This is a genomic window from Blastopirellula sp. SH421 (assembly GCF_057808535.1).
Map to the genome: position 1 here is coordinate 1476780 of NZ_CM173712.1, position 16006 is coordinate 1492785.

The 16006-nt window shown below is 55.0% G+C and carries 16 protein-coding genes; 6 read left to right on the forward strand and 10 right to left on the reverse strand.

Annotated elements, in window-relative coordinates; genetic code table 11:
* Nucleotides 1-5: 5 nt before the first annotated feature.
* The 8 genes from SH421x_RS06085 to SH421x_RS06120 all read right to left on the reverse strand — a co-directional run bounded on the left by SH421x_RS06085 (nucleotide 6) and on the right by SH421x_RS06120 (nucleotide 7686).
* Complete coding sequence (locus tag SH421x_RS06085; protein WP_488854512.1) at nucleotides 6-851, reverse strand: amidohydrolase family protein; 846 nt, start codon at nucleotides 849-851, stop codon at nucleotides 6-8.
* Nucleotides 848-1765: a dihydrodipicolinate synthase family protein gene (locus tag SH421x_RS06090; RefSeq protein ID WP_488854513.1), complete on the reverse strand. Its 918-nt coding sequence runs from the start codon at nucleotides 1763-1765 to the stop codon at nucleotides 848-850. Before SH421x_RS06090 ends, SH421x_RS06085 begins: the two co-directional genes overlap by 4 nt.
* Nucleotides 1762-2877 (reverse strand): D-TA family PLP-dependent enzyme, encoded by a 1116-nt coding sequence (locus SH421x_RS06095; protein WP_488854514.1) that lies wholly within the window; start codon nucleotides 2875-2877, stop codon nucleotides 1762-1764. The genes SH421x_RS06090 and SH421x_RS06095 overlap by 4 nt, the downstream gene beginning before the upstream one ends.
* Complete coding sequence (locus SH421x_RS06100) at nucleotides 2871-3650, reverse strand: SDR family oxidoreductase (protein ID WP_488854515.1); 780 nt, start codon at nucleotides 3648-3650, stop codon at nucleotides 2871-2873. The genes SH421x_RS06095 and SH421x_RS06100 overlap by 7 nt, the downstream gene beginning before the upstream one ends.
* Before the next feature lie 11 nt (nucleotides 3651-3661).
* The gene (locus SH421x_RS06105) at nucleotides 3662-4675 is read right to left on the reverse strand and encodes a Gfo/Idh/MocA family protein (protein WP_488854516.1); all 1014 of its coding nucleotides are present in this window, start codon (nucleotides 4673-4675) and stop codon (nucleotides 3662-3664) included.
* Nucleotides 4675-5505 (reverse strand): HpcH/HpaI aldolase family protein, encoded by an 831-nt coding sequence (locus SH421x_RS06110; protein WP_488854517.1) that lies wholly within the window; start codon nucleotides 5503-5505, stop codon nucleotides 4675-4677. Before SH421x_RS06110 ends, SH421x_RS06105 begins: the two co-directional genes overlap by 1 nt.
* A 95-nt stretch (nucleotides 5506-5600) precedes the next feature.
* A complete protein-coding gene (locus tag SH421x_RS06115) occupies nucleotides 5601-6503 on the reverse strand; it encodes a hypothetical protein (RefSeq protein WP_488854518.1) in 903 nt (300 codons plus the stop codon).
* Nucleotides 6504-6537: 34 nt separating this feature from the next.
* Entirely contained in the window at nucleotides 6538-7686 is a 1149-nt protein-coding gene (locus tag SH421x_RS06120) for a GntR family transcriptional regulator (RefSeq protein WP_488854519.1), read from the reverse strand.
* Nucleotides 7687-8083: 397 nt separating this feature from the next.
* Between SH421x_RS06120 and SH421x_RS06125 the strand changes: the two genes are divergently transcribed.
* The 6 genes from SH421x_RS06125 (at nucleotide 8084) to SH421x_RS06150 (ending at nucleotide 13520) form a co-directional block, all read left to right on the forward strand.
* A complete protein-coding gene (locus SH421x_RS06125) occupies nucleotides 8084-9055 on the forward strand; it encodes a DUF1559 domain-containing protein (RefSeq protein WP_488854520.1) in 972 nt (323 codons plus the stop codon).
* 47 nt (nucleotides 9056-9102) lie between these two features.
* On the forward strand, nucleotides 9103-9546 hold the full coding sequence (locus SH421x_RS06130; protein WP_488854521.1) for a hypothetical protein: 444 nt from the start codon (nucleotides 9103-9105) through the stop codon (nucleotides 9544-9546).
* A gap of 55 nt (nucleotides 9547-9601) precedes the next feature.
* Nucleotides 9602-11083: a glycoside hydrolase family protein gene (locus SH421x_RS06135; RefSeq protein WP_488854523.1), complete on the forward strand. Its 1482-nt coding sequence runs from the start codon at nucleotides 9602-9604 to the stop codon at nucleotides 11081-11083.
* Between the two features lie 65 nt (nucleotides 11084-11148).
* Complete coding sequence (locus tag SH421x_RS06140) at nucleotides 11149-12153, forward strand: sialidase family protein (RefSeq protein WP_488854524.1); 1005 nt, start codon at nucleotides 11149-11151, stop codon at nucleotides 12151-12153.
* Nucleotides 12154-12258: 105 nt separating this feature from the next.
* The gene (locus SH421x_RS06145; protein WP_488854525.1) at nucleotides 12259-12993 is read left to right on the forward strand and encodes a phytanoyl-CoA dioxygenase family protein; all 735 of its coding nucleotides are present in this window, start codon (nucleotides 12259-12261) and stop codon (nucleotides 12991-12993) included.
* 62 nt (nucleotides 12994-13055) lie between these two features.
* Nucleotides 13056-13520 (forward strand): RidA family protein, encoded by a 465-nt coding sequence (locus SH421x_RS06150; protein ID WP_488854526.1) that lies wholly within the window; start codon nucleotides 13056-13058, stop codon nucleotides 13518-13520.
* Between the two features lie 210 nt (nucleotides 13521-13730).
* Here SH421x_RS06150 and SH421x_RS06155 read toward each other — a convergent pair whose 3' ends face one another.
* Nucleotides 13731-13928: a cold-shock protein gene (locus tag SH421x_RS06155; protein WP_488854527.1), complete on the reverse strand. Its 198-nt coding sequence runs from the start codon at nucleotides 13926-13928 to the stop codon at nucleotides 13731-13733.
* A 505-nt stretch (nucleotides 13929-14433) separates the two neighbouring features.
* Nucleotides 14434-15990, reverse strand: coding sequence for an AbgT family transporter (locus SH421x_RS06160; RefSeq protein ID WP_488854528.1), 1557 nt, complete (start codon nucleotides 15988-15990; stop codon nucleotides 14434-14436).
* Nucleotides 15991-16006 lie beyond the last annotated feature (16 nt).

Below are 16006 nucleotides of genomic sequence, written 5' to 3' on the forward strand. Positions count from 1 at the left end.
ACTCTTTAAGATAGATTCAACAGCGGCAGGCTATCACGATAGATCATCTGTTCGATTTTCTGCTCATCCAGTCGCGGCAGTCCGGTCCCGGTGACCATGGAGTTCAAATTACGAATCCCGGCGAGCGAATCGTTGACCGTGGTAAAAGGATAGTCGGTACCGAACAGCACTTTTTCCCACACCCCATATTCCTGCACAAGCATCAGCGATTGGTACAGCTGAAAGGGGCGATAGTGTAGCGCTGAGAGATCGGCATAAACGTGTTGGTGTTTGCGAATCACCGCGACGCACTCTCCTTCGTAGGGGTGGCTTAGATGCGCGAGGATCATTCGCTGTTGCGGATACCGGGCGGCGACCCGGTCTAAATAGCGGGGCAACGTACAATCGAGTGGCGCTTGCGAGATGAACGTCGTCCCGGTGTGCAGCAAGACTGGCAAGTCATGCGATGAGGTATAACGCCAGAGCGGATCGAGCAATTCGCTGTCGGGACGGAAGCCTGCGTACATCGAGAGGAGTTTCACTCCTCGTAGGCCTAGCGTTTGATGTCCATGTTGCAACTCGTCGAACCAGTCGGGCTGCGTTGGATCGACCGAGAGAAAACCGATCAGTTGGTCGGGGTGCTGGTTGACATAGTCGGCGACCGATTGATCATCAACCCACATGCCGCTAAGTCGTGCTTTGCCGCCAAAAACGATGGTGCGCACATCGTCTGGCGCCGTGGCGCGATAATCTTCAAATCGAACCGTCAAGTCGACTTCGACGCCGCTGCGAGCACGTGACGCTTGGCGGCGGAAGTCATCCGTAAAGTGCTGTGGATAAGACCAAACGTGGCTATGGACGTCGATGATCACGATTTCTCCAGTACGTCGCAGAGCAAGTCAAAGAGGCGGTCGATTTCAGAGATTGTTTCCTGATCTAAGCGATAGGCGACAGGTCCGCGAACAATCGTGTTTTTGAAGATTCCTTGCCGAACAAGCAGATGCTTTTCGATCGCCAGAAATGCGTCGAGGCTATGTTGGGCGGCGACGATCGCCGAGATCGGCAGCGAGAGCTGATAGATGCGACGCTCATCACCGACTTCGAGCGCTCGATAAAGTGCGATAATTCCGCGAATCAGATCGGCGCCAGGCATCGTGCCGACAATTCCTCGGCGATAACTGTCAACCAAGGCAATCCCGCCGGTTCCTTCAAAAATCGGAGCGTTGCCGCCGGTTGCGTCGCGCAAGGCCGAGAGTCGCGGACCAATCGGAGTCGCTTCGGGCTTGAAGAGAATCCGGTCCGCACCAAAGCGATGCAGCAAATCGGCTTGCAATGCGATCGACATCGGCTTGCCGACATAACCGCTGGCGTCCTGCACAATGACCGGAAGGGAGATCGCATGGACGATTGCTTCGTAGTATGCAAGCAGTTCCTCTTCCATGGCGCCGATCGATACCGGTGGAATCGCCATCACAGCGGCCGCACCGACACCCTGGGCATGTTGGGAATTTTCGATGGCGATTTTTGTCGATTCTCCGCCGACGCTAATCACGACTGGAGCTCGATCGGCGACTAGCTCGCAAACGCGAGTCGCCAGCAGGCGATTTTCGGCGGTGGTTAATCGCAGGACTTCGGAAACCATCGCCATGACGATCCCATCGGCGCCGCACTCGAGCAGCCAATCGAGTTCGCGCTGGAGCGTAGAAAAGTCGATCTCGCCCGAATCGAGATAGGGAGTTTGAAAGACCGGCAAAACGCCGCGCAGTCTGTCTGGGGTGAGATTCATGAAAGCATTCCTCGCGTGTCGACGTCGGTAGTCGCGATCGTCTGCTCCAGTGTTTGCAGATAAAGCTGGTTTTGTAAGTTAACGCAGGGGCAGATGTGATTGGGGATTACGGTGATCCGCTCGCCGATTTGCGGTTGCGAGTCACAGGCCGAGAGGTCGATCTCGCCATGTTCTTCGCTCAGGCGAACGATCCGCGCCAGCGGGTACTCGACGATGTGTCCATGGCCTGAATCGGGTTGCGTGACGTTGCGATCACTGGTCAGCGTTTTAGTGCCTGCGTCGATCACGCATTTGCCGGGAACGGCCGAACTGACGACAGTGCAGAGGAATGCGGCGGCGCATTCGTTCAGGTTGCAGTAACCGGCGCGGACCGTGTTCATGTCGTTAAAGATGTTGGTGCCGGGGCGGATCTCGGTTTGTGAGCCAATCTGATGCGATTGATAAGCAGTCGGCGTCGAGCCACCAGAGACGATATTGGCGGTCAGGCCGTGACTTTGCCACAGCGTGATGACTTTGGCGAGGATCTGATCGACCTGGCGAAGCGGCTCGGCCTGTTCGCTGGCTGGTTGCCAGATGTGACCGGGGTAAAAGAAAATGCCGTCCAGGCGTAACGACCTGCCTGCCTGAGCGACTTGCTGGGCAAGCAGCAGCGCCTGGTCCGATGTTGAGACTCCGGTCCGGTTCATGCCGACGTTGACGTCGATCAAAATGCCAATCGTGGAATTTGCTGCTGTTGCCGCCTCGGCGAGTGCCGCAATTCCATAAGCCGAATCGACCGCGACGCGCACCGTATGTTGTTTCGCAAGTTGGGCGACGCGCTGACGCCGATGTGGATCAATCGCTGGATAGGCGATCAAGATATCACTAGACTCCAGCGCCATCACTTCGGCTTCGCCCAGCTTGGCGACTGTCAGACCGCTTGCTCCACATTCAATCTGCATACGCGCGAAGAGTCGCGACTTGTGCGTTTTCGTATGGGGACGAACTTGGATGTCATGCTGCTTCGCGTAGCTGTGCAGTTTGTGCAGATTTTGCTCGACCGTTGGCAGGTCAATCACCAACGCAGGGGTCGACTCTAGTTCCGCTTTCGCCATTTCAAACCGGTTTACCATGCGGTCCAACCTCCATCGACAAGCAGGTTTTGTCCGGTGACATAACTCGCGGCGTCGCTGGCCAGAAAGACGAGCGGGCCAATCAGTTCTTCAGGACGTCCCATTCGTCCCATCGGTGAGTGGGTGCATAGATTCTCCACCATCGCAGGCGCCGCTTTTTCAGAAGGGAAGGGGCCCGGTGATAGGCAATTGACTCGCACTCCCTGTTTTGCCCAGTAGACCGCTAGGTGACGCGTCATTTGGATCAATCCACCCTTGAGGGCGTGATAGGCGACTGGGCTCGCAGGTGCGACGCCGGCGTAGGCGTCGGGATAGGAACCGACCACGCCATACATCGAGCCGAGAAAGATCACGCTCCCCTGGCCCGCACGCGCAGTGACATGGTCATGCAGGTGACGCGCAAGCAGAAAGTAGCCGGTCGCGTTTTGCAGTTGTCGCGTAAATTGCTCTGGGGTCGCCGTGGTCCAATCGGCGGCGGTCGCCTCGTGACCGTTGGCGACTAGCACGTCGAGCTTGCCGGCGATCGACAGCGCGTTTTGGAAACCGCTTTCCAGCGAATCGACCTCTTGGTGATCGATTTCGACGGCGTAATGTTTAGCATCGCCGACTGTTGGCAGTTCATCGGCAATCGCGGCGGCCTCGGCGATGCGGCGACTGCTGACAACCACGCTAGCGCCAGCTTCGGCCAGGCCGATGGCCATCGCGGACCCCAGATAACCAGTGGCGCCGGTTAGCAAAACAGTACGGTTTTGCAGGGAGAATAGATTGGACATGTTGTTTCAGTTCAAGATGTGGTGGTGGATCGCCAGGCGCCGCTGCGCCAGCTGTCGAGCGCCGCGACATTCGCTCGCAGGGTTGAGATCCCTGCGGCCAGGCTGCAAAGCGGGGAAGTTTTGCCCTCTATCGCATCCAGAAAGGAGTTCGCCTGACGTGTGAAGAGCTCGTCGCGTTGCAGCGGCTCGTGTTGAATATCTTTCCAGGGCGCGTCTGGTTCGGTCGCGATTCGCCAACGATGCCGATTGGATTCCCACCGCAACACGCCTCGTTGGCAGACGACGGTCAGCGTCATCTCGTTGGCGACTTGATGTTGATTGAGCGTGTAACTGGCCATGATATCGCCAGAATGTCGCGCGATTGCATGGACAGTGTCTTCGACGTCGACTCCATCCAGGACCAGGTGATCCGCGTCTACGACAATCTTTTGCATGTCGCCGATCAACCATTGAGCGGCGTTGAAGACATGCGTCAACGCATCTTGAATAGCGCCGCCGCCGCTGGCATGATCGCGATAGTAGGTCTCACGATAGGCGGGACGATAAGTGGGGAAATTTTGACCCCCATAAGCAATCAGTTCGACTGGCTTGCCATAGTCGCCTGAGAGTAATGCGTCACGCATCTGACCAAGCAACGGGTTGGCTCGATAAACGTAGGCGACGCCGATGACCGACTTCGATTGCTGAGCCGCAGTCGCCAGCACTTCGGCGGAAGCGATATCCAGGCACAGCGGCTTTTCGATCAGTAGATGCAGCCCGCGATCAAGTAGCTGCAGCGCTTGGGGAACGTGCATCGGTGCTGGTGTTGCGATGAGCGCTGCATCGAACTCGCCTTGATCCAAGGCTTCTTCCAGTGATGCGTAACCGATGGCGGTAGGGTGCTCGGCAATGATGCTGGTGCGGACTTCCGGTCGAGGTTCGACAAATGAAACTGCGGTTCTCTCGCTCGCCAAAAAACAACGCAAGTGCCGAAGTCCTATGGATCCAGCGCCGACGATCAGTAAATGATGCGAAAGGGACGACATTAACGCGTCTCCTGATAATGTTTGGCGGCGCCGTTGTCTCGCGAAGGTGGCGCCGGCTGATCAAAGGTCGCCGCTAGGTCGGTCTGGATTTTGTCGAGCGCTTGCTTGACAAAGACAATGTCACAGCCGTGGAACAGCATCCGCGCGCCACGGTCGGCAAACTGTTTGGCCTGAGCGATGGAAGCGCAGGTCGCGGCCCAAGGTTTGCCTGCTTTTTGACAGGCTTGGATCACTTTTTCTTGTGCTGCAAGCACAAGCGGATGGTCGAATTGACCAGGAATGCCAGAGAGGATGGAGAAGTCGCCAGGGCCAAGCATCAACATATCGACGCCGGGAACCGAGGCGATCGCGTCCACATGATCGAGTGCTTCTGGGTCCTCTACTTGAACAATCAGAAATGTTTCTTGATTCGCTGCGACTAAGTATTCGGCAAGCGGATTCAATAGGTAAGGAACGTCGGGGCCGCTCGCATCACAACCGCGCCGCCCCATTGGTGCAAATTTGGTCCATTGCACCAGTTCGGCGGCTTCCTCAGCCGAGCAACAGCGCGGATACATGATGCCGTTGGCGCCGGCTTCTAGCAGCCGCGCCGTTCGCATGAACTCTCCTTTGGCCGGACGAGCGACGACATCAGCGCCGCCGGCTCGCGCGGCGCGAATCAACTGGCTAGCGGTTTCTATGCTGGTCGCATGATGCTCTAGGTCGAGCCAGATCGCGTCAAAGCCCATCAGCCCGGCCATTTCGTAAACATCCGGCGAGTTCAGATGCAGAGCGATCCCAAAGGCGGGAGAGTCATTTTGAATCTTGCTTAAGACCTTGCTGCGTCGCATGGGAGTTGCTTTTCCTGAAGGGAAGGGGGCGGAGATTCGCCGGATTGTGCTTAGGAAGGCGAAAGACTGGGATAGTGAATGCCCGCCTGCGGAATTTATTGGTGCTGTTGGACGTCGCTTTTTTGTTGTTCAGCAAGCAGGGCGAACGCCGCCGCTTGGCGAAGCGCCAGAGGGGACGGATCGGCAATCCCCTCTGCAAAGTTGTACTGAAACTTGACGTTGCGCTGCGTCAATTCCTTGAGGGCCAATGCTTGGTGGGTGGGGTTTTCGGATGTCGCTAGCGCTGAAAGATGCTTGCCGCCGGCAGCGATCGCCAAATAGGGAAATGCGATCGAATCACGCGGTTCCATCACGAAAATATTCTTTATTTTGATTTGAATTGTCTGCTGCAGATCGTTCAATTGGCCAAGCACGAACGCCGCTCGCAGACGCTGGATAGCAACGGAGCTTTCTAGCTCACCAAGCAAGGTCTGCACAAGCTCGGGACTCTTTTTTTCTTGGATCAATCGCCAGAGCGCAAAGCTGCGTCCTGGTTCGTCGATCGAATCAGCCATCTGTTGGACAATTTCCAACTCTGTCGGCGAGGTAATCGGGGCATGCAGTTTGGCCAGCGATTCGATCGCGTGTAGGCGGTCTTCGGCGTGCAGGTTGAGCAGCACATCGCGAATCTGTTGGATGTATCGATTGCGGGATTTCAGCGTCGATTCGGCCTGGGCGAGTACGCGCCACACTCCGATGCGGTAGGGGGGCATTGCGCTGGCGGATTGCGGACGAAATGCGGCCAGAACCGGAGTTGTGTCATTCAGGCGGATTAAGTATTCCGCCGCATGGACACTACTCCACTCGCCCTGCGCTGGCAACGAGTCGACCAAAATTGCAGTACATTGCGCCGCGATCTTGGTTTGCTGAAAGGCGGAGGCTGGCTCTGCGGCGGGCAATATGCACTCGGCTGACAAGAGGGCCAGCAGGAGTACGGCATGTTGGGTGAGGCGATGCAAAGTACGATTTTCCAGAGTGCGTGTCAAAGCGTCGCTACGACGTGGCTTTGGCTGAACTGAGCGTGCTGCCGGCGTTAAAGGATAAGGGAAGCTGGCGAACTTCGCTGGAATCAATGGGGAGTTGCCCCTTCCGCATTTTAGAAAGTAACTCGATCGCTTGTTCGCCCATGCCGACTTCGTCAATCGTCACCGACGCCAAGTGGTTGGCGAGTCCGCCGCCACGGTGCGTTCCGCCGAATCCAACGAGTGATACATCTTGTGGAACGCGAATACCTCGCTGCGCTAGTAGCATGTAGAGCGTCTCGGCGAGTGAGTCAAAGCCGCAGAAGATCGCGGTGGGGGTTTCTGGTTTGTTAAATATTGTATCGACTGCTTGCGAGCATTCTTGTTCGAGCGCCGTGTAGTTGGTCGGCTGCCCTGATCCGATAAAGACATCGACGCGAACGTCGTTGCCCAGCGCTTTACGGAGCCCACGCTCGTACGAATCGGTCGCAATGCCGTGAGAACTGCCGAAGAAGGCGACATGTTGGTGGGCTGCTTCGCGAATCTTTTCACCAGCTCGCAGGCCAACTTCTTCGAAGGGTATTGCCAGCAGTGGAGCTTGGACGCCGTGGACAGGTCGCGAACAGCAGACGACCGGAATGTTGTTTTTCTGCAGTTGTCGAATATGAAATGCAGGCGTCGGCGGATTGGTCGTGGGAACGACCGCGACACCGGAGACGCGCAGGTCGATCAGTTGCAGGATTGCACTAGCCTGCTTGTCGATATCGTTGTTCGAGTTGCAGACGACAACCTGATTGTGCAGTTCGGCGGCTGCTCGTTCAAAGCTTCGCTGCAGAGAAGGATAAAACGCCGTTTCGGTTTCGGGCACGATCAGCGCGAACAGGTCTTGCGACTTGCGTAGTCGCTGCTTCGCTTCGTCATGCACAAACGTCCCTTTGCCGTGGACTCGTAACACGAGTCCATCCCGCTCTAGTGCGGCCAATGCCTGGCGAACCGTGCTGCGGGCAATCTGCAGATTCTCGGCCAAACGATTTTCGGACGGCAGCGCAGCGCCTGACTTCAGGGCGCCAGATTCGATCTGAGAGACCACGTAATCACGAAGTTGTTCGTACTTCGGCTGACCTGTCGCTTCATCCGTAACGGCAAGTTCGGTCATTTCTTTCAGATTGAGAACGGTCATTGGTTCGCCATTTTGAACAAGTTGTATGTACATGATAATACCAGCTAGAAAGCACTAGTCAATCAGCGGAAGCAGGCGATTCATGGGGAGTTGATCGGTAGATTCTGAAAAACCAGCTGTTAATTGCCATTTTTGCGAGCGGGGATCTTTGGAAGACAGCTGGCGGATGATCGGTTGGCCAGGTTTTTCGGAGGTGTTTTTTGGAAAGTTGTACGAACCTATTGCAATCGTCTTGGCAAGGGGGTACTTTGGAAAAGTCACTGAAAGAGGCTGTAGTCAGTCGGCCGAAATTCTGCTCAAGGAGAATCTTGAGACCCATCAAAACAGCGAGCAGCCCAGCGCTAAAACTCTCATCATGCAATGATCTTATCAGTCCGTCATTTTGGGGAAGTATGTGATGTCAGCATGTATCATGAAGGGGCGATCCTGTGATCGTCACGCGTTTACCTTGGTAGAGCTGTTGGTGGTGATTGCGATCATCGGCGTCTTAATCGCCCTGTTATTGCCGGCTGTGCAGCAGGCTCGCGAGGCGGCTCGGCGAATTCAGTGTGGCAACAACTTGAAGCAGGTTGGCCTGGGATTGCATAACTACCACGATACTTTTTTATCGTTTCCCAAAATTCCTTTTTGGTGGAATGGCGGTGGCGCCGGCAATAGTTCGACCGAAGGAGCAAACGGGTTTGGGGAGCGTGTGATGCTTCTTCCGTTTCTAGAGCAAGGAGCAGTGCATGATCTGGTGCGCTGGGATTTGCCGATTACGAGTACGACGGGAACTCCCTCCAATCTTGATATCGCACGGATGCCGATGCCGCCGTACGTCTGTCCTAGCGATCCGACTGGCCCTGTCAGTAGTACGGCCGCTCAATATTTGTGGACCTCGTGGTGTACGCCGATTGCGACGTGTCCGCGTGATGAACCAATCGGGGTCACCACCTACAAAACGATGGTGGGAAGGGATTACGACCTATCTTTGGCGACCTATCCTTATCCCCTCGCGATGGGAGATCGACGTAAAGGCCCTGCGCTGAAGATGCGTGATGTGGTCGACGGAACGTCGAACGTAATTTTTTGGATTGAATCAACTCCTGAATTTCATGCTTGGCCCGGCTGGGCGACTTTTCAAGGATTAGGGACTTCCGAGAATGGACCGAACTATCCCTTCAGTTTTTATGGAGGAGTGGGGAAGCGTTCTGCGACGACGCATGGTTGGAAACAGGGGCTAGGAGCAAGCAGTTTTCATCCTGGCGGCGTTAATAGCCTATCAGTCGATGGGAGTGTCCACTTTTTGCCGGAGACGATCGCTCTGGATGTCTATCAAGGCTTGGTGCATCCGAAGGATGGTCTGCCGATCAGCGGATTCAATCTCTAATAAGCATCAACGAATTTGGTCAAGCGTCGACGAGAGGAAAAGTGGCAATGAATGCGGATTGTAAAGTTGCTAGTCTCGCTCACCGGATTGTTCTGCCAGTGAGCATGTGTTTGGTCTTGAGCAGCCTTGGTTGCGGCGCTAAAAAAAATACGGGACTTCCTGAAACGGCGCCTGTCCATGGAGTCGTTCATTTTCGTGGCCAGCCGCTGTCAGAAGGCGTCGTGAAAATGCATCCCGACAATGCGGGGAACCCCGCCAGCGGGATGATTCAAGCAGATGGCAGTTTTGAGGTTTCGACCTACGCGCATCATGACGGCGCCGTTCTCGGCAAGCACAAGGTAACCATCGTCGTGATGCCGCATCTTGATGGCGGCAGTCCAGATCCGCCGATCCAAGTCCCGAAGGCCTATCATGACGTCAGCACAACTCCACTCGAAGTGGAGATCGTGCAAGGCTCCAATAATAAGCCGGTCTTCGAGCTCGAAAACTAGCGTTTTTTTGCATTGATTGGAGTGTGAAATGCCGAACGCCTACTGGAGAGCAAGCATGTCCATGTTGCGAGCTATTACGATAGCAGTCGCCTGTCTTGCGCCGTTCATAACGCATGCCGAACCCATCGCGATCCAGGGACGTCGTGAGCTGTTGATTGATGACTATCTGATCGAATCAATCGAGGGCGCCCAGTTGGTTTTGCACGAGCCGCATGACGAAGGCATCGTCTTCCAATTCGACAAGCCATGGGAAGGTTTGTTTTGCGGCTATTGTACGATCATCCAAACCGACGAGAAGTTTCAGCTTTATTACCGCGGCGTTCCTGAGGCAGGCGCGGATGGTCGTGACAGTGAAGTGACCTGCTACGCCGAATCCAAAGATGGAATCCATTGGCGGCGGCCTGCGATCAACAAGTATGTTGTGCACGGCGTGCAGGAAAACAATGTCATCTTGGCCAACGCGGCGCCGGTGACGCACAACTTTTCTCCCTTTCTCGACACCAATCCAGACGCCGACCCCAAGCAGCGCTACAAAGCGATTGGCGGCACCTCCAAAAGCAATCTGGTGGGGTACGTCTCGCCGGACGGGATCCATTGGTCCAAGTTGCAGGACCAACCGGTGATCAAAGATGCTGGGTGGGTGTTTGACTCGCAAAATGTTGCGTTTTGGTCTGCCAGCGAACAGTGCTACGTCGCCTACTACCGCCGCGCCTCACAAAAAGTACGCGCTATCGCGCGCACCACGTCCAAAGATTTTGTGAACTGGGAAGAGCCGGTGCAGATGACCTACAGTAATACCCAAAGCGGAACGCCCCGCAATCACCTTTACACGAATCAAACGCATGCATACTTTCGCGCGCCTCATATCTATGTTGCAACCGCAGCCCGGTTTATGCCGGGGCGCCGCGTGATCACGCCGCAGCAAGCGGCCGAGATCGGCGTGCACCCGAGCTACTTCAACGACTCGGCCGACGCGATCTTGATGACTTCGCGGGGAGGCTCTGAGTATGACTGCACCTTTGATCAAGGTTTCGTCCGCCCTGGTACGGCGCTAGGGAATTGGGTTTCGCGCACCAACTATCCGGTACTAAATATGGTGCAGACCGGCCCTGAAGAAATGTCGCTGTACGTCAATCAAGAGTATGGTCAACCGACGTCGAACATTCATCGGTATTCGCTTCGCTTAGATGGATTTGCGTCGCTGCAAGCACGCCGTGAAGTTGGCGTGCTGGTTACCAAGCCGCTGACATTCGCCGGCGATCAATTGGAGCTAAATTTCGCAACGTCGGCCGCTGGCGGCGTGCGTGTCGAAATTCAAGACGAGCAAGGAACGCCGTTGCCCGGCTATTCGCTCGCTGACGCAAATCTGGTGATCGGCAATGACCTAGAACGTGTGATCTCGTGGAAAGAAAAAGGAAGCGACGTCAGTTTACTATCAGGAAAGTCGATACGCTTAAAATTTGTCATCGAGGACGCTGATCTGTACGCTTTTCAATTCACTCCCAAGCAGTCTGAGCCAAAGCTGGTCGACGAGTAACGCTCTCCAGCCAGGCGCCTCGCTCCCCTCCCATTTTCCTGCCTTAATAAAAGTGAGAATCTCGAATGTTAGGTAACCTTTCCTTGAAACTGGCCTTCAGCTTGGCTTTGTTTCTTCCGGCGACGTTGGTTGCAGTCGCAGCGCCAAGCGAATCGGCCAAGATCCTGAGCGTTAAGAAAATCTGGGATAAAGCCCCGCACAATGCATTTACCGATTTGGTGCGCTTCAAGGGGCAATGGTTCTGCGTTTTTCGTGAAGGCCAAGGGCATGTTTCCAAAGAGGGATCACTGCGCGTGTTGAAATCAACCGATGGCGAAAACTGGGAATCGGCCGCGCTGGTCACTTCGGATGTGGCCGATCTGCGGGATGCGAAGATCTCGGTCACTCCCGATGGAAAGCTGTGTCTGGCTGGCGCCGGCGCGCTGCATCAGCCGGCGGCTGCGACGCATCAATCCTATGTTTGGTATTCGGAGGATGGTAGCCAATGGAGCGAAGCGATCCCGGTTGGCGATCCCAACTTTTGGCTGTGGCGCGTCACTTGGCACGATGGCGACGCCTATGGCGTTGGCTATTCATGCACGAAGTCGAGAGCGGCGCGACTCTACAAAAGCGAAGATGGCAAGACCTTTAAACAGGTTGGAGAGGATTTCGCCATCGAAGGTTATATGAATGAGACAGGCTTGATCTTTCGAGAGGATGGCACAGCGCTGTGCTTGATTCGACGTGACGGAAGTCCTAGCGATGCGCTGTTGGGTACGGCGAAAGCGCCTTATACCGACTGGACTTGGAAGAGCGTCGGTCAGTATGTTGGCGGGCCGCAAATGATTGAGTTAGAAGATGGGCAGTTGATTGTCAGCGGCCGAAGTCGAACCGGTGGTCATGGGACTCGCGTGTGGCGACTCGATCCAGAAACCGCCGTCTTGACCGACTTGGTTTCGCTTCCTGCTGGCGGTGACACCAGCTATCCAGGCTTGGTGTTCAAAGATGGCGTCCTGTGGGTCAGCTACTACTCATCCCACGAAGGGAAAACGAGCATCTATCTGGCCCAGGTTGAGCTGCCGTCCACCTAGGACCTTGCGCTGAAAAATTGAAAAAGCCTGCTCCGCGTACTGAGCAGGCTTTTTTTACGATTAGCAAAATTCTTGGAACGCTGCATAGGAAGGAAAATATACCCAATGTGGAATGTTGCGGAGTTGCTTTCTCAATATCAACGCGACGGGGTAATTTGCCTACGCTCCTGCTTTTCGTCGGCGCAAGTGCAACAGGTGCGCGCAGAGCTGGATCGATACGTTCGCAATGACCTTGCGTCGCAGCCAGACGATGCTTGTACGCGAGAAGCGGATGGCCAAACAGTTCGCAATCTTTGGCGCCTGGAACGCTATAACGAATACTTTCGCCGCTTGGCCGGTGACGAAAAGCTTTTGCAATTGATCGCTGCTTTGCTAGGCGGTGAACCAGTTTTGTTGGGCGTAGAGACGTTCAATAAGCCTGCTCGCATCGGTTCTGGCGTTCCCTGGCATCAGGATAACGCTTATTTTTGTCAATCTCCGCCGGATGTGCTGACGCTGTGGATTGCGATCGACGCCGTGACGCCCGACAATGGCCCGGTTCGGTTTGTAAAAGGTTCTCATCGGTTGGGGATGTTGCCGACCATCATGTCTGGCGTGAAGGGCAATTCAATCGGCTTGGCCCGGCCGCCGTCAGCAGAAATGGGCGATACCTATCAAGCAATACTAGAGCCTGGCGATGCGACGCTTCATCATTGCCAGACGGTGCACGCATCGAATCCCAATGCGACCGATGATCCCCGTTTGGCCTTGTTGTTTGTTTTTCGCGCCGCGACGACGAAAACCGACGCAAGTTTGCAGCTGGCTTATGCCAACGCAGTCGCCGTGACGCCGCCTGCCTGAGGTAATTTCAAGCGAATCGTCACCATTTTTCACTCCTTTGTACATCACAGAAAAGAAGATCAATGAGTCAGCGAGAAGCACGCTTGGTAGAACTGGGATATGAAATCGAAAAAACGACACCCGAAGGCTCGCTGGTCGACGCAGTTGCGATAGTCGGAAACCTGATTTATGCATCAGGCCAGGTCCCGTTTGACGGCGATCAGCTTAAGTTTGTCGGCAAGGTTCCGTCCCAGATCTCGCTAGACGAAGCGACTCAGGCGGCGGCCTTGTGTACAGCTAACGTGCTGCGCGCCGTAAGAAAAGCAATTGGCTCATTGGAGTCGATCGATCGGATCGTGCGCATCACCGGCTATGTAAACTGTGAAGCCGACTTCACGCAGCAGCATTTGGTTATTAACGGCGCATCCGAGTTGGTGCGTGACGTTTTTGGTGAAGCTGGCCGGCACGCGCGAACCGCCGTAGGAATGCAGCAACTTCCGCTGGGCGTCAGCGTCGAAGTCGAGATGATCCTGCTGCAGAAAGCGTAGTCGCGGTAAAGAAGCAGCGTCAGCGCCTGTTATGTGCGTTGACGCTGGGATGGTAGAGTTTGAACGTGATGGCGGTGTTTCGCAATTTGCCACCGGTTGGGCTTCGCCAGCAGTTATCCAGTTTGGCGTCTGGACCTCTATACACAAAGCGGGCCGAACCATCGGAGATGAGTTCGGCCCACAAAATCTGTCGTCACGGCTGTAAAAGCCTTAAACAGGGCGTACGTTCTCGGCGCACGGGCCTTTCGGTCCGCGACCTTCCGTGAACGTAACGCTTTGACCTTCATGCAAGTCGTCAAAACTCACGCCTTGCAGGGCTTTCGAATGAAAAAACAGGTCGTTTGAACCACCTGTGTTAATGAATCCAAAACCCTTGTCGGTCAGCTTTTTGATTGTACCTTCAGCCATGCGTCCGTCTTCTCAATTATATTTCTTAGGGGAAAACACTGTTCACCAGAACAGTTCAATTGCCATTTATCTGGTAAGTGGAGTGTAACTCGAAAGTAGCTAATTAGTAAATGGGGCGATTCAGTTCTCTTTTGCAAATTGAATGCGCCAATCCTGAAAAAGGGGCATATAGGTGAAGAGGAAAACTTAAAATAATTAAGATTTCACCTGCGGGCATAGAGTCAAAAGCACAATGCGGTCGAGTTTGAGGGGCTTCATCCCCCCCGCGAAAGAGTCCAACGGCGTGGAAGCAGCCAGATTCGGCATTGACGGTCCAAACGCGGTCGCGAAACCTACTGAAATAATCAGGCGCCAGCCGACCGCTGCTAGAATCCGACATTCGGCTGGTCGCTGGGAATTTTCAATCCATGCTTGGTTGCCCATGCGTCCGGATGCCTAGGACTGGTGCAATTTCACCCCGTTTGCCTGCTCGCTCAGCTGATAAGCTTCGACGCACCGTACGTATCTAGCCTGTTCCAAAAGGGAAGCCTAGTAAATACCAAGCCAAGAACAACAGTACCCAGACCACGGAGGTGGCTACGGAATACGGCAACATCATCGCCACGACGGTGCCGACGCCTGCCTCTTTCTGCCAGCGCTGAGCAAATCCGACCACCAGCGCAAAGTGGGGCAGTAGTGGGTTGATGACGTTGGGAGGCGAGTCGCTGACTCGGTAGGCGGCCAGAACTACATCAGGATCGATTCCCAACTTCATGAACAACGGTACGAACACCGGGGCCATGATCGCCCATTTGGGCAGGATATTGGGAACCGGAATACTGAGTAAAAAACCGATGGCGATGAATGCGAGCAGTAATGTGACGCTGTTTAGATTCGCCTCGGCTAACGATGTGGCCAAATTGACCGCCAGCACCGTTCCAAGATTGGTGAAAGTAAAGTATGCGACAAATTGTCCAATCACAAAGAACAAGAACAACAGTCCCGCCAGGTCGGCAAAAGTCTTGGTGATCGCGTCGATGGCCTCGTCGATCGTGTTGATCGTTTTGGCGCCCCAGCCATAAGCAGCTCCCGTGACAAAAAAGAGCAGCATGATCAAAAACACCAAGCTTGACATAAAAGGTGAATCGCCAAGGATTGTGCCCATTTCCGGATCGCGCAGCGGAGCGCCCGCTGGCAGCGTCAGCAGCAAAACAACCGCAACAAACCCCAGCAGCCCGCATAAAGCGAAGAGGAGTCCACGAGCTTCTTCCGCCGAGAGTTTTTTGTTGTCCGGAATTGGCGCTTCACCCTCGTACTTGCCCAGAACAGGCTCTACAAACCAATTGCTGACTGCCGTGCAGACTACGATTAGCATGACGCTTGAAGCGATCCCAAAATAGAAATTCGCTGTCAGCGCGATCGACTTGGCTGGGTCGACGATGTGAATCGCGTCGTTGGTCATTTCGGCCAAGATTCCATCGATTGGTTTCACCAGAAAGTTGGCTCCAAACCCGGCGGCGACTCCTGCAAAGGCTGCCGCCATGCCGGCCAGCGGGTGTCGCCCGAGGCTATGAAACGCAACCGCTCCGAGCGGGATCAAAACCAGGTATCCCGCATCACTGGCGATGCTCGACAGCACGCCTAACGTGACTAGAATCGCGGTCATTGACCACGGCGGCGCGATGATCACAATCTTGCGAATCATCGCGCCGATCAAGCCTGATCGCTCGGCCAGACCGACGCCGATCATCGCCACCATGATGATTCCGACCGGCCCGAAGTTGACAAAGTTCGGCACGACCGACGTGAAAATAAAGCGGATTCCCGCCGCAGAGAACAAGCTACGCACTACGGTCGTCGTTTGCTCCACGACATGCGTTTCGGGATTGATCCGCTGGTAGGAAACACTCGTTCCCATCGATTGAAAAATCTGCGATAGGACGGCGAGCAATCCAATGAGGAGGAGGAACAATACGGCCGGATGGGGAACTTGGTTTCCCAGTCGCTCGATCAAGTCCAGCGACTTCTGGAAAAACGACTTTTGCAGGGATGGACTTGGCGGGTCGTTCAGCTCGTTCTGCATGACAGAGGTCCATTTA

Coding starts and splice junctions, on each gene's coding strand:
- SH421x_RS06090 (WP_488854513.1), bottom strand. CDS start 1,765: ATGAATCTCACCCCAGACAGACTGCGCGGCGTTTTGCCGGTCTTTCAA.
- SH421x_RS06095 (WP_488854514.1), bottom strand. CDS start 2,877: ATGGTAAACCGGTTTGAAATGGCGAAAGCGGAACTAGAGTCGACCCCT.
- SH421x_RS06100 (WP_488854515.1), bottom strand. CDS start 3,650: ATGTCCAATCTATTCTCCCTGCAAAACCGTACTGTTTTGCTAACCGGC.
- SH421x_RS06105 (WP_488854516.1), bottom strand. CDS start 4,675: ATGTCGTCCCTTTCGCATCATTTACTGATCGTCGGCGCTGGATCCATA.
- SH421x_RS06110 (WP_488854517.1), bottom strand. CDS start 5,505: ATGCGACGCAGCAAGGTCTTAAGCAAGATTCAAAATGACTCTCCCGCC.
- SH421x_RS06120 (WP_488854519.1), bottom strand. CDS start 7,686: ATGACCGTTCTCAATCTGAAAGAAATGACCGAACTTGCCGTTACGGAT.
- SH421x_RS06125 (WP_488854520.1), top strand. CDS start 8,084: ATGTCAGCATGTATCATGAAGGGGCGATCCTGTGATCGTCACGCGTTT.
- SH421x_RS06130 (WP_488854521.1), top strand. CDS start 9,103: ATGAATGCGGATTGTAAAGTTGCTAGTCTCGCTCACCGGATTGTTCTG.
- SH421x_RS06135 (WP_488854523.1), top strand. CDS start 9,602: ATGTCCATGTTGCGAGCTATTACGATAGCAGTCGCCTGTCTTGCGCCG.
- SH421x_RS06140 (WP_488854524.1), top strand. CDS start 11,149: ATGTTAGGTAACCTTTCCTTGAAACTGGCCTTCAGCTTGGCTTTGTTT.
- SH421x_RS06145 (WP_488854525.1), top strand. CDS start 12,259: ATGTGGAATGTTGCGGAGTTGCTTTCTCAATATCAACGCGACGGGGTA.
- SH421x_RS06150 (WP_488854526.1), top strand. CDS start 13,056: ATGAGTCAGCGAGAAGCACGCTTGGTAGAACTGGGATATGAAATCGAA.
- SH421x_RS06155 (WP_488854527.1), bottom strand. CDS start 13,928: ATGGCTGAAGGTACAATCAAAAAGCTGACCGACAAGGGTTTTGGATTC.
- SH421x_RS06160 (WP_488854528.1), bottom strand. CDS start 15,990: ATGCAGAACGAGCTGAACGACCCGCCAAGTCCATCCCTGCAAAAGTCG.